Raw genomic sequence first — 12,827 nt, forward strand, 5'->3', positions numbered from 1 at the left:
TGCCGGGATCACCCGACGTACCCGGGCCTGGGCCGGCCCTGCCGGGGATACCGGTCCCGCCCGTTCCGGGCGCCCCGGTTCCGCCCGGGCCGGGTCCGGCCGCGGTCGGCGACATGGCCACCCGGGCCTGGCCGGTGATCACCCCGCACCGCGACGGTCCGGCAGGACCCGACGCGGGCGGGCCGCCAGCCGGATCTGACTGGCCGGCGTCCGGAGCCGGCGGACCCGGCCCGGTTCCGGGAACCGACTGGCCGGCGTCCGGAGCCGGCGGACCCGGCCCGGTTCCGGGACCCGGCGAGTCCGACCCGTCCTTCGGGCCGGGCGGCCCCGGACCGTCCTTCGGACCCGCTGGTTCGGTCCCGCTCGGTCCGCCCGGCGTCGCCACGGGCGGCCCCGGACCGGTGGACGCCGGTTACGACCCCGGTGAGCCGGCCGGACCCGACGGCTCCCGCCGGTCCGGCCGGGTCGACCTGGACGAGCCGTTCACAATGGACGACCCGGGCGCCGGACCCGAGTCGTCGAGCGGGCAACCGATCCGGCCCGGTGAGCAGCCCTCGCCGTGGGCGCAGCCGCCCGTCCGACCGCCGGTCTCCGATTCGGGACCCGCGCCGTGGCCCGGCGACGCGCCCCCGCCACCGCCCGGTTGGGCCGCCCAACCGGGCTGGGCCCCGACCACCGGCCAGCCGAACTGGGCCGGTCCGGCCCAACCGCTGCCACCGGTACCCCGGCCGCCGATCGTGGACGGTCCGGCGGTGCCCCTGCCGGAGGGACCGCCGGACGAGCAGGTGGAGCCGGGCCCGCAGGCGGGTCCGTACCCGCCGCACCCGGGCTGGGCACCGCCACACCCGCCCCCGCAGACCTGGGGGCCGGGCGCTCAGGGCGTCCCCCCGGCCTATCCGGCGCCCCCCGGACCCGCCGGCCCGGTCGCGCCGTCGCCGTACGCCCCGGGGCCCGGTGGGCCGGGAACCCCCGATCCGTACGACGACGCGCCGTGGACGCCCGACCAGTCCATCCCCACCGCCGAGGAATTCGCCCAGCGCCGGGCGGTCCGGCCGGCCGACCCGGTGGCCACGATGGGCGTGCGGGCGGCGGTCAACAAGCTGGGCCTGGTCCGGCTCGCACCCAGCCGGCACGAGCAGGAGATCAAGCACGACGTCGAGATGGTCCGTCGCAACTTCGGCGGGCTGCGCCAGGTGACCGTGGTCAACCCCAAGGGCGGTGCCGGCAAGACGGTGGCGATCCTGCTGCTGGCGATGACCTTCGGCCAGAAACGCGGCGGGTACGTCCTGGCCTGGGACAACAACGAGACCCAGGGCACCCTGGGCATGCGGGCCCAGCAGGACTTCCACTCCCGTACGGTGCGTGACCTGCTGCGGGATCTGGGCCAGTTCCAGGGTGCGCACGGGCGGATCGGGGACCTGTCCCAGTACGTCCGGGCACAGGGTGAGGGCATGTTCGACGTGCTCGCCTCGGACGAGTCCGCCACCGGCGGCGAGATGCTGACCGCGCGGGCCTTCGGCGAGATCCGCGAGGTGGTCAGCCGGTTCTACAAGCTGATCTTCGTGGACACCGGCAACAACGTCCGGGCGCAGAACTGGCAGGCGGCCATCGACGCCACCGACCAACTGCTGATCACGATGTCGGCCCGGAACGACTCCGCCGAGACGGCGGCCCGGATGCTGGACCATCTGGAGCAGAGCGGGCGGCACCGGTTGGTCCGGCAGGCCGTGACCGTGGTGTCGATGCCGCCGTCCCGCAAGGAGATCGACCTGCCGGCGATCGAACGGCACTTCGCCGCCCGCACCCGGGCGGTGCTGCTCGCCCCGTACGAGCGATTGATCGACACCGGCGAACCCATGCGGTACGGGCACCTCTCCGCCGCCACCCGGGACGCCTGGCTCAAGATCGCCGCATCGGTGGCCGAAGGTCTGTAACCCCGTGGTCCCCGGTGGCCCGGGCCCCGCTCCCGGTCACCGGGACCGGGCTCGGGCTACCGGGGACGGACGGTTGGCCGGTACGGCGGGGCCGGGCCGGCTGGTGGGGTGGGCTCAGCTACCCGCGAGCGCGTCGCCGGCCGCGGGATCGCAGTCCCGGAGGAACTGCGCGCACCGGGCCGCCTCGTCCGACTCACCGATCTCGCCGGCGGCCCGGGACAGCAGGTACAGGCAGCGCAGGAAGCCTCGGTTGGGCGCGTGCGACCAGGGCACCGGCCCGTGCCCCTTCCACCCGCTGCGGCGCAGCTGGTCCAGTCCCCGGTGATAGCCGGTCCGCGCGTAGGCGTACGCGGCGACGACCTGGCCCTCGGCCATCGCCCGCGCGCCCAGCGCGGCCCAGGCGGCGCTGAAGCCCGGGAAAGCCGCGGCCGCGGCGGCGTACGCCTCGTCGGAATCCTGCTGGTCGGCCTCGGCCAGTGCGGCCTCCGCGGCACTGTCGCTCGGCAGGAGCGTGGCCGGCGGCTCGGGCAAAAGGTTCTGCATCGGCCCATTCAACCTGCCCCGACCGGCGGTAGCCACACCGGGGCGCTGGGTGAGGTGTCTGAACGGTCGAGTCCTTCCGCCCGGTACGGCCGGTGCGGTGGGCGGGTCCGTGGACTAGAACTAGAGGTCCGGAGCCTCCCCAGGACCCGGCAGGGAGAGCCCGGCGCCTCGTCGCCGGGCTCTCGTCATCTCCGCCGCGTCGCCGACCGGTGTCGGTGAAGCCAGCCGGGAAAAACCAGGCGGCACGGACGGAGCCAGCCGGCGGGGCGGGCAGACCGGAGCGCCGAGCCCAGCGGAGCGCAGCCGGTCGGCGGGGGTGGAACCGGCCGGTCGGGCAGGCCCGGCATGATGGCTGGGTGCCCACCCCACCGCCCCCGGATGTCGTGGAGCCACCCGACACCACTCCCACCGAGATCGAGTCCCGAGCCGAGCTGGAACCGCATCTGCGGGCCGGCAGCCTGGCCGGGCTGACGTTGCAGGGGCTGCGACTCGACCTCGAACCGTGTCCCGACCTGTCCGCCGTCGACCTCACCGACACGCTCTTCGTGGGGTGCCGGTTCGCCGACCCGGAGGTCGAGGCCGCGGTGGTCCGGCGCGGCGCGCACGTGGTGCCGCCGTTCCGGGAGGTGCCGTACCCCACCCAGCCGGCCCGGCTCTACACCGCCGAGGACCTCACCGCCGGGTTCACCGAGGGCGGCTTCGACACGATGTACGACACCCGGGTCTACGCGCACTTCCGGGCCATGGGTGGAGCGTTGCCACCGGTCCGGGAGGCCCTCGCCCAGCGGCTGCACGACCATGGGATCGACAACGCCCTCGCCGACGCCACCAACGCCTGGCTGGCCGTCCACGGCCCGGCCTCGGTGGTGGGCATCATGGGCGGTCACGCCGTGCGGCGCGGCGAACCGGCGTACCGGATGGCGGCGACGCTGGGTTGGGCGCTGGCTCGGGCCGACCGGCTGGTCGTCACCGGCGGCGGGCCCGGGGTGATGGAGGCCGCCAACCTCGGTTCCTACCTCGCCGGGCGGACCGTCCCGGAACTCACCGCCGCGATCGACCTGCTGGCCACCGCGCCCGACTTCACGGACCACCTCCGGTACACGGCGGCGGCCATCGAGGTACGGGCGACGTTCCCGGCCGCCCCGGCCGACCCCGCCGGTTCCGGGCCGTCCGCCCGCGTCGCCACGACCGCGCCGGCGGAGGTGCCGGCGCCCCGCCCCGCCGAGGTGGTGCCGGCGGCGGCCACGACGCCGGTCCCGGCGGTGCCGCCGGCGGACTGGGCCCGGCGTGGCGGGTTGGCGATCCCCACCTGGTTGTACGGCCACGAGCCGGCCAACCTCTTCGCCGGGCGGATCGCCAAGTACTTCTCGAACGCCATCCGCGAGGACACCATCCTGCGGCTGGCCCGGGGCGGCATCGTGTTCGCGCCCGGACAGGCCGGGACGGTGCAGGAGGTGTTCCAGGCGGCGACGAAGACGTTCTACGGCACCGACGGCCCCAGCGGGCCGTACGTCTTCCTGGGCCGGGACCACTGGACCCGGACGCTGCCGGTGGAGACGCTGCTACGCCCGCTGCTGGCCGGTGCCCGCGCTGGTGACCTGACCGCACTGGTCCAGGTCACCGACGACGTCCGGGAGGCGGTCCGGCTGCTCACCGGCCGCCTCCCGAGGATCTGATCCCGACCCGGACGTGCTACCCGCCGACTACTTGCCCAGCTTGGTGCCGGTCGAGCGGAGCGCCTCGCACGCCTCGACGACCCGGGCCGCCATGCCGGACTCGGCTGCCTTGCCCCAGACCCGGGGGTCGTACAGCTTCTTGTTCCCGACCTCGCCGTCGATCTTGAGCACGCCGTCGTAGTTGCGGAACATGTGGTCGGCGACCGGGCGGGAGAAGGCGTACTGGGTGTCGGTGTCGATGTTCATCTTCACCACGCCGTAGTCCAGCGACTCCCGGATCTCCGACAGCAGCGAGCCGGAGCCGCCGTGGAAGACCAGGCTGAGCGGCTTGTCCTTGCCGAACTTGGCGCCCACCGCGTCCTGGATGTCCTTCAACACCTCGGGCCGCAGCTTGACGTTGCCCGGCTTGTAGACGCCGTGCACGTTGCCGAAGGTCAGCGCCGCCATGTAGCGGCCCTTCTCGCCCAGCCCGAGCGATTCCACCATGGCGAGGCCGTCCTCGACCGTGGTGTAGAGCTTGTCGTTGATGGCGTTCTCGACGCCGTCCTCCTCGCCGCCGACGACGCCGACCTCGATCTCCAGCACGATCTTGCCCTCGGCGGCCCGGTCCAGCAGTTCGCTGGCGATGTCCAGGTTCTCCGCGACCGGCACGGCCGAGCCGTCCCACATGTGCGACTGGAACAGCGGCTCCTCGCCGCGGGCCACCCGCTCCTTCGAGAGCTGCATGAGGGGCCGGACGAACTTGTCCAGCTTGTCCTTCGGGCAGTGGTCGGTGTGCAGGGCGATGTTGACCGGGTAGTTCCTGGCCACCTCGCGGGCGTACGCGGCGAACGCGGCGGCCCCGGTCACCATGTCCTTGATGGTCGGCCCGGACAGGTATTCGGCGCCACCGGTGGAGACCTGCACGATGCCGTCGCTCTCGGCGTCGGCGAAGCCGCGCAGCGCGGCGTTCAGGGTCTGCGACGACGTCACGTTGATCGCTGGGTACGCGAACCGGCCTGCCTTGGCCCGGTCGAGCATCTCCGCGTACACCTCGGGCGAAGCGATGGGCATCTCGAACGCTCCTTACTAACCGCTGTCGGCCCCGGCGGGCCGCTGTCTCTCGCCTTGTGCGCCTGACCGCGCTGTCCGGTGCGGGCAGTATCCCGCAGGCCGCCGGACCGGGGACAACCGACCGGGGTACGTCCCACTCCCGTGGCCTGGCCCGGTCAGTCCTGCCGGGAGTGGTCCGGGATGACGATGCTGATCAGCCAGCTGATGATCGCCATGACGATCGCTCCCCAGAACGCCGGCCAGAAACCGTCGACGGAGAACGGCAGGTCGAACTGGTCGGCGATCCAGCCGGTCAGCAGGAACAGCAGTGCGTTGGCGACCAGCGCGAACAGCCCGAGGGTGACGATGTAGAACACGCACCCGACCACCCGGATGATCGGCTTCAACACGGCGTTGACCACGCCGAAGATCAGCGCCACCACCAGGATCGTCCCGGCCTTGCCACCGGCGGTCCGCGCCGTGACGTCGATGCCGGAGACGATCAGCGTGGTGACCCACAGCGCGATCGCGTTGATCACGAGTCGGATCAGGAAGGCCACGCTCCCATCCTGGCACCTGTACGCCACGGTGAACGGACAAATCACCGACCGACGCGGTTTCGGTCCGACCCGAGTGGGCAGGAGAGTCGACCGGCGGGCAACAGGAACAGCCCGTACGGTGTGGTGACGGTTCCGCAATCGGCGGCAAGGAGTCGGGATGACCCAGCCAGACGAGGATTTCGCCCCCGGCGACCACCTCACTCCGGACGAACGCGACCCGGAGGCGCCGGAGACCGACGCGGTCGAGCAGGCCACGGTGGCCGACCCGAGCGGGGAGGAGTCAGAGCCGCACCGCGGGCTGGAGGTCGACGACTGGGACGCGATGGAGCAGGCCCGCGTCGTCGGCCCGGACGACGACTACGAGCGCTGACCAACCCACCGCCGGCCAAGCGGACGTCGACCAGCCCACCGCCGGCCGGCGGACGTTGACCAGCTCACCGCCGGCCGGCGGAAATGGGACGACCGGGCATCGATGATGCTGCGATGATCATCTGGTGCTGCTCACCCTGACCACCACCCACCGGCCGGCCACCGATCTCGGTTACCTGCTGGTGAAGCACCCCGACCGGGCGCAGAGTTTCGAGCTGCCCACCGGCACGGCGTACGTCTTCTATCCGGAGGCCGGTCCGGAACGCTGCACGGCCGCGTTGCTGCTGGATGTCGATCCGCGGCGACTGACCGGTGGCCGGGGCCGGCGGGCAGCGGCGGCGGCCACACCGGAACACTTCACCCTCGGCCGGTACGTCAACGACCGGCCGTACGCGGCGTCCAGCCTGCTCGTCTCGGCGCTGTCCCGGGTGTTCCGGTCGGCGCTGCGGGGCGCCTCGACGGACCGGCCCGAGTTGGCCGGCACCGCGATCCCGCTGGAGATCCGGGTGCCGGCCCTGCGCTGTCGGGGTGGCGCGGAACTCGCGGAGCGGCTGTTCGGGCCGCTCGGTTGGACGGTGCTGGCTGCCGCCGTACCGCTCGACGCCGAGCATCCCGAGTGGGGCGACAGCCGGTACGTCAACCTGACGCTCACCGGCACCATCCGGGTGGCCGACGCGCTCAACCACCTGTACGTGCTGCTGCCCGTGCTGGACGACGCCAAGCACTACTGGGTGGCGCCCGACGAGGTCGACAAGCTGCTCCGGGCCGGCTCGGCCTGGCTGGCCGGCCATCCGGAACGAGCGGTGATCACCCGCCGCTACCTGGCGCACCAGCGTGCCCTGGCCGATGCGGCGATGGCGCGGTTGGCCGAGTCACGGCTGGCTGAGTCGCGGTTGGCGGACGACACCGTCGAGGACGACTCGGTGGGACCGGTGCCGGGCACCAGGTACGGGTCGTCGGACGCCACCGCGGGTATCGGCGACGGACGGCTCGACGAGGACGCTCCGCTCCCGCCCGCCGCGCGCCGGCAGCCGCTGGCCGCCCGTCGCCGGGACGCGGTCCTGGCGGAACTGGCCCGATGCGGCGCGACCCGGGTGCTCGACCTGGGCTGTGGCGGCGGGGCCCTGCTCGCGGCGCTGCTCGGCGACCGGCGGTACACCGAGATCGTCGGCACCGACGTCTCGGCGTCGGCGCTGGCCCTCGCCGAGCGGCGGTTGCGGCTGGACCGGCTGCCGCAGCGGCAGCGGGACCGGATCCGGCTGTGGCAGTCCGCGCTGACCTACCGGGACGACCGGCTCACCGGTTATGACGCCGCGGTGCTGATGGAGGTGGTGGAGCACCTCGACCCGCAGCGGCTGCCCGCGTTGGAGGGGACGGTCTTCGGTCACGCACGGCCGTCGACCGTCATCGTGACGACCCCGAACGCCGAGTACAACGTCCGCTACCCAGGTCTGCCGGCCGACGGGATGCGGCATCCGGACCACCGCTTCGAGTGGAACCGGGCCGAGTTCGCGGCCTGGTCGGACCGGGTGGCCGCCGCCTACGGCTACCGGGTCGTCCTGGCCGGTGTGGGGGACGACGACGCCGAGGTCGGCGCGCCCACCCAACTCGCCACGTTCACCAGGGAGGGGGACCGATGAGGCTGGACATTCCCGATCTGGCCCTGATCGCGCTGGTGGGGCTCTCCGGTTCGGGCAAGTCGACCTTCGCCCGCCGGCACTTCGCGCCCTCCCAGGTGCTCTCCTCAGACGCCTTCCGGGCGATGGTGGCCGACGACGAGAACGACCAGTCCGCCTCGGCGGACGCGTTCGACGTGTTGCACTACGTCGCCGGGAAGCGGTTGAAGGCTGGCCGGCTCACCGTGGTGGACGCCACCAATCTCCAGTCGCACGCCCGGGCCGGGCTGGTCCGGGTGGCCCGGGAGCACGACGTGCTGCCCGTGGCGATCGTGCTGGACGTACCGGAGGAGTTGTGCTGGGCCCGGACCGAGGCCCGCGCCGACCGGACGCTCAACCGGCAGGTGATCAGCCGGATGAAGCGGGACCTGCGCCGCTCGCTGGGCGCGCTGAGCCGGGAGGGTTTCCGCAAGGTACACGTGCTGCGCGGCACCGCCGAGATCGACGCCGCGGAGATCCGGTACGAGCGGCTGTTCAACGACCGGAAGGAGCTGACCGGACCGTTCGACATCATCGGTGACGTACACGGCTGCCGGGTCGAGTTGACGACCCTGCTGGACCGGCTGGGCTGGACGCTGCACCGGGACGCCGAGGGGCGGGCCGTGAACGCGACGCATCCCGCGGGGCGTACCGCCGTGTTCGTGGGTGACCTGGTCGACCGCGGCCCGGACTCGCCCGGGGTGCTGCGCCTGGTGATGGGCATGGTCGCCGCCGGCACCGCGCTGTGCGTGCCGGGCAACCACGAGCAGAAACTGGTACGCCGGCTGCGCGGCCGCAACGTCACGGTCTCGCACGGGCTGGCCGAGACGCTGGCGCAGCTGGCGGCCGAGCCGCCGGAGTTCACCCGCGACGTCGGCGCCTTCATCGAGGGTCTGGTCAGCCACTACGTCCTGGACGGCGGGCGGCTGGTGGTCGCGCACGCCGGACTCAGGCAGGAGTATCAGGGCCGCGCCTCGGGCCGGGTCCGGGCCTTCGCCCTGTACGGCGACACCACCGGCGAGACCGACGAGTACGGCCTGCCGGTGCGCTACCCGTGGGCCCGGGACTACCGGGGCTCGGCCATGGTGGTCTACGGGCACACCCCCACCCCGGTGCCGGAGTGGGTGAACAACACCATCTGCCTGGACACCGGCTGCGTGTTCGGCGGCGCCCTCACCGCGCTGCGGTATCCGGAGAAGGAGCTGGTGGCGGTCCCGGCCGCCAAGGAGTACTACCCGCCGGCCCGGCCGCTCGGCACGCCGACCGGTACCGCCGGGTCGGATGGTCCCGGCAGCGGTTCCGGCGCCATCGGAGCCGTCGGCGCGGCGGGTTCCGGAGCCGTTGCGCCGCACCGGCCGGACGACGTGCTGGACCTGGCCGATGTCACCGGCCGTCGGCACATCGAACACCGGTACGGCTCGCTCACGGTGCCGGCCGAGAACGCGGCGGCGGCGCTGGAGGTGTTGAGCCGGTTCGCGATCGACCCGCGCCGGCTGGTCTGGTTGCCACCCACCATGGCGCCCTGCTCCACCTCGACGGTGGAGGGGTTCCTGGAACACCCGACCGAGGCGTTCGCCGACTACCGGGCAGCCGGCGTCGAGCGGGTGATCTGCGAGGAGAAGCACATGGGTTCCCGGGCCGTCGTGCTGGTGTGTCGGGATCCGGCGGACCAGACCTTCGGTCCGGGCGGCGGAGCGGTCCACACCCGCACCGGGCGGCCGTTCTTCCCGGAGCCGCTGGGCGGTGCCCTGCTGGACCGGGTCCGCTCGGCGATCGACCGGGCCGGTTTGTGGTCCGAGCTGGCGACCGGCTGGCTGCTGCTGGACTGTGAACTGCTGCCCTGGTCCGCCAAGGCGCTCGGTCTGATCCGCGAGCAGTACGCCCCGGTCGCCGCCGCCGGCGACACGGCCCTGCCCGCGGCCATCGCCACGCTCGAACAGGCCGCCGAACGGGGTGTCCCGGTTGCCGAGTTGACCGCCCGGCTGCGTCGCCGGGCGGCGGACGTGCGGCGGTACGCGGCGGCCTACCGGTCCTACGTCCGGCCCACCGACGGGCTCACCGGGGTGACGCTGGCGCCGTTCGCGGTGCTGGCGGCGGCGGGTACGTCGTTCGCGGACCGCGATCACGGCTGGCATCTCGCGCTGGCCGACCGGCTGCACACGGCCGATCCGGAGTTCTTCACCCGGACCGAGCGTCGGGTCGTCCCGCTCGACGACCCGGTGGAGGTGGCCGCCGCGACGGACTGGTGGCTCGCGCGTACCGAGGCCGGCGGGGAGGGCATGGTGGTCAAGCCGTACGCCGGCCTGGCCGCCGTCGACGGCCGGGGCCGGCTGGCGCAGCCCGGGATCAAGTGCCGGGGTCGGGACTACCTGCGCATCATCTACGGCCCCGAGTACACCGAACCCGACCAGCTGGCGGCGCTGCGTGGCCGCTCGCTGGGTCGCAAACGTGGCTTGGCGCTGCGGGAGCACGGGCTCGGCCTGGCCGCGCTGGACCTGCTCGCCGAGGACGCACCGCTGTGGCGGCGGCACCAACTGGTGTCCGCGATCCTCGCCTGCGAGTCCGAGCCGGTCGACCCCCGCCTCTGACCCGGCCCGCCGCCCTCCCCGCCGCGTCGATCATGGGGTTTACGACGGATTTGAACTTGAATTCCCCGGTAAAGCCCATGATCGGCCCGGTGGGGATGGAGGGAAGGAACACTCCTGGCCGGTCGGCCGGCGGATGCCGGTACCCTTTGTGGCCGTGGACACCGCCGAGAAGACCCGTGCGCTCACCGACAGTCTGGCGCTCAACCCGCTCGATCCGAAGGATCTGCTGCACACCTTCGGTCTGATCGGTGTCTGGGTGATCCTGTTCGCCGAAACCGGCCTGCTCGTCGGGTTCTTCTTCCCGGGTGACTCGCTGCTGTTCCTGGCCGGCGTCGCCGCCTCGTCGGTGGCCGACGCGATCTTCGGGGACGGCACCCGGTTGTCCCTGGTCGGGCTGCTGATCGGTGGACCGATCTGTGCGATCCTCGGCGCCCAGCTCGGCCACTTCTTCGGCGCACGGTACGGCCGGCGGATGTTCGACCGGCCCAACTCCCGGCTGTTCAAGCGGGAGTACGTGGAGAAGGCCGAGTACTACTTCCGGAAGTTCGGCCCGGCCAAGGCCGTGGTGCTGGCGCGCTTCATCCCGATCGTGCGGACGTTCCTCAACCCGGTCGCCGGGGTGCTCGGCATGCCGGCCCGGCAGTTCCTGCTGTGGAACATCGTCGGGGCGGTGCTCTGGGTGGACGGCGTCCTGCTGATCGGCTACCTGCTCGCCCGGCAGATCTACGACGCCATCGGTGACCAGATCGACAAGTACATCCTGCCGGTCGTCGCCGTCATCATCCTGATCTCGGTGCTGCCGATCGCGGTCGAGTTCCTCCGGGACCGGCGGGCACGCCGCCGGGCCAAGGCGGTCACGATCGTGGCGGCGTCCGGCGCGGTAGGTGCCGCGGAAGCGGTCCGGGACGGCGCCGAGGAGCGGTCGCAGCGTCCGGGATACCGCCCCGACTCCGGCCGCTGACCCCCCACCTCGGGACCACAAGCCGGGCTCTCAGGTTGGGGTCGATCCGGCGCCGGCCGGACGGCCCGCTCGCTTCCCAGCAGGCACGCCCGGAAAGCCAGGGGTCACGCCCGGAAAGCCAGGGGTCACCAAGAGGTCAGGGATCGCCGAAAGCCAGGCAGCACAAAGAGACAGCTGCCCTGAGGCCCGGCCGGGCCTGAGGGTTGCTCAGGCGCGACGGAACCGCCGACGCCGAGAGGTGATCTCCGGACGCCATGGAGCCATCCGGCACCACCCGAGGGGTGTCCGGGCACCACAAAGGCACTGTCGGCGACCGCCGATGGTGCCGCCAACCCGCTGGCGGCACCACGGCAGTCGCATGGACGCGACGCGACACCCGCCGGTGTCACGCACGACGCACGGCTGGCGGTCATCCGACGTCACCTCCGCGAACGGAAGGACGGCAGACTACCGCCCGTCGCTCAGCGAGCCTTCTTGGTGGCGCGCTTGCGCGGCGGGGTGAGCAGATCAGCGATCGTCGCGATCGCCGTCGGCACCAGCCGGTAGTAGGCCCACACGCCACGCTTCTCCCGCTCGAGCAGACCCGCCTCGGTCAGGATGCGCAGGTGGTGGCTCACCGTCGGTTGCGACAGCCCGAGCGGCGCGGTGAGGTCGCAGACGCACGCCTCGCCCTCGGGTGCCGATTGGATCAGGCTGAGCAGCCGCAGCCGAGCGGGGTCAGCGAGTGCTTTGAGCACACCCGCCAGCCGCTCGGCGTCGGCACGTTCGATCGGCTCGCCGGCAAGCGGCGAGATCTGAGGCATCGTCATTTCGGCCAACGCAGTTCCCACGTATTCCATCCTTCCACCAACAGCATCGACCCGCCTGCATATCAGCAGATCCGAATCGGCAAACTTTTACGCCAGAAGGCCGAGGTCAGCCAACGTATAGGCTGCCCGGTACGGCAGTCCGGCGGCTCGCACCGCGTCGCCGGCGCCGCGATCGACGATAACCGCCACGCCCACGACCTCGGCGCCAACTTCGCGTAACGCCTCGATCGCGGTGAGCACACTCCCTCCGGTCGTCGAGGTGTCCTCCACGGCGAGGACCCGGCGACCCGCGACGTCCGGGCCCTCGACGCGCCGTTGCAAACCGTGCGCCTTCTCCGACTTGCGGACCACGAACCCGTCCACCGCCCGACCCTGGGCCGCCGCCGCGTGCAGCATCGCACCGGCGACTGGATCAGCACCGAGGGTGAGACCACCGACCGCTTCGTAGTCCCAGTCCCGGGTCAGGTCGAGCAGCACCCGACCCACCAACGGCGCCGCCGCGTGGTGCAGCGTCACCCGGCGGAGATCGACGTACCAGTCCGCCGTACGACCCGAGGACAACACCACCTGTCCATGGACCACAGCCAGGTCGGTGATGAATTTACGCAGGTCGTCGTGGTCCCCCATGGTCGAGAATGGTACTGCCCCAGTCTGTGAACTCATTGAGTGGCCCGGCCCCAGCAGTCTGACCGGAAGGTTG

General features: G+C 72.4%; 11 protein-coding genes. 6 read left to right on the forward strand and 5 right to left on the reverse strand.

From position 1 onward, the window contains the following. The first annotated feature begins 113 nt into the window (after nt 1-113). Nucleotides 114-1,934 (forward strand): MinD/ParA family ATP-binding protein, encoded by a 1,821-nt coding sequence (locus ACXN5W_RS07840; RefSeq protein ID WP_473157580.1) that lies wholly within the window; start codon nt 114-116, stop codon nt 1,932-1,934. Between the two features lie 114 nt (nt 1,935-2,048). Here the strand turns inward: ACXN5W_RS07840 and ACXN5W_RS07845 are convergent, their stop codons facing one another. Beyond that, nucleotides 2,049-2,477, reverse strand: a complete 429-nt coding sequence (locus tag ACXN5W_RS07845; protein WP_473157496.1) for a DUF3151 domain-containing protein — start codon at nt 2,475-2,477, stop codon at nt 2,049-2,051. A 356-nt stretch (nt 2,478-2,833) separates the two neighbouring features. Between ACXN5W_RS07845 and ACXN5W_RS07850 the strand changes: the two genes are divergently transcribed. Beyond that, entirely contained in the window at nt 2,834-4,153 is a 1,320-nt protein-coding gene (locus ACXN5W_RS07850; RefSeq protein WP_473157497.1) for an LOG family protein, read from the forward strand. Nucleotides 4,154-4,180: 27 nt separating this feature from the next. Here the strand turns inward: ACXN5W_RS07850 and fbaA are convergent, their stop codons facing one another. Next, a complete protein-coding gene (fbaA, locus tag ACXN5W_RS07855) occupies nt 4,181-5,206 on the reverse strand; it encodes a class II fructose-bisphosphate aldolase (protein ID WP_473157498.1) in 1,026 nt (341 codons plus the stop codon). A 155-nt stretch (nt 5,207-5,361) separates the two neighbouring features. Next, nucleotides 5,362-5,745, reverse strand: coding sequence for a phage holin family protein (locus ACXN5W_RS07860; protein ID WP_473157499.1), 384 nt, complete (start codon nt 5,743-5,745; stop codon nt 5,362-5,364). A gap of 157 nt (nt 5,746-5,902) precedes the next feature. Here ACXN5W_RS07860 and ACXN5W_RS07865 point away from each other — a divergent pair, with 157 nt between their 5' ends. The 4 genes from ACXN5W_RS07865 (at nt 5,903) to ACXN5W_RS07880 (ending at nt 11,318) form a co-directional block, all read left to right on the forward strand. After that, nucleotides 5,903-6,115 carry a hypothetical protein gene (locus tag ACXN5W_RS07865; protein WP_473157500.1) on the forward strand — a complete coding sequence of 71 codons (213 nt, stop codon included), beginning with the start codon at nt 5,903-5,905 and terminating at the stop codon, nt 6,113-6,115. Nucleotides 6,116-6,239: 124 nt separating this feature from the next. Beyond that, on the forward strand, nt 6,240-7,754 hold the full coding sequence (locus ACXN5W_RS07870) for a 3' terminal RNA ribose 2'-O-methyltransferase Hen1 (protein WP_473157501.1): 1,515 nt from the start codon (nt 6,240-6,242) through the stop codon (nt 7,752-7,754). Next, complete coding sequence (locus tag ACXN5W_RS07875) at nt 7,751-10,357, forward strand: polynucleotide kinase-phosphatase (RefSeq protein ID WP_473157502.1); 2,607 nt, start codon at nt 7,751-7,753, stop codon at nt 10,355-10,357. The genes ACXN5W_RS07870 and ACXN5W_RS07875 overlap by 4 nt, the downstream gene beginning before the upstream one ends. A 133-nt stretch (nt 10,358-10,490) precedes the next feature. Then, nucleotides 10,491-11,318, forward strand: coding sequence for a DedA family protein (locus tag ACXN5W_RS07880; RefSeq protein WP_473157503.1), 828 nt, complete (start codon nt 10,491-10,493; stop codon nt 11,316-11,318). A 461-nt stretch (nt 11,319-11,779) separates the two neighbouring features. Here ACXN5W_RS07880 and ACXN5W_RS07885 read toward each other — a convergent pair whose 3' ends face one another. Further along, nucleotides 11,780-12,157 carry an ArsR/SmtB family transcription factor gene (locus tag ACXN5W_RS07885; protein WP_007073957.1) on the reverse strand — a complete coding sequence of 126 codons (378 nt, stop codon included), beginning with the start codon at nt 12,155-12,157 and terminating at the stop codon, nt 11,780-11,782. Between the two features lie 57 nt (nt 12,158-12,214). Then, nucleotides 12,215-12,754 (reverse strand): phosphoribosyltransferase family protein, encoded by a 540-nt coding sequence (locus ACXN5W_RS07890; RefSeq protein WP_473157504.1) that lies wholly within the window; start codon nt 12,752-12,754, stop codon nt 12,215-12,217. Nucleotides 12,755-12,827: the final 73 nt, after the last annotated feature.

This window comes from Plantactinospora sp. A48, assembly GCF_055793945.1.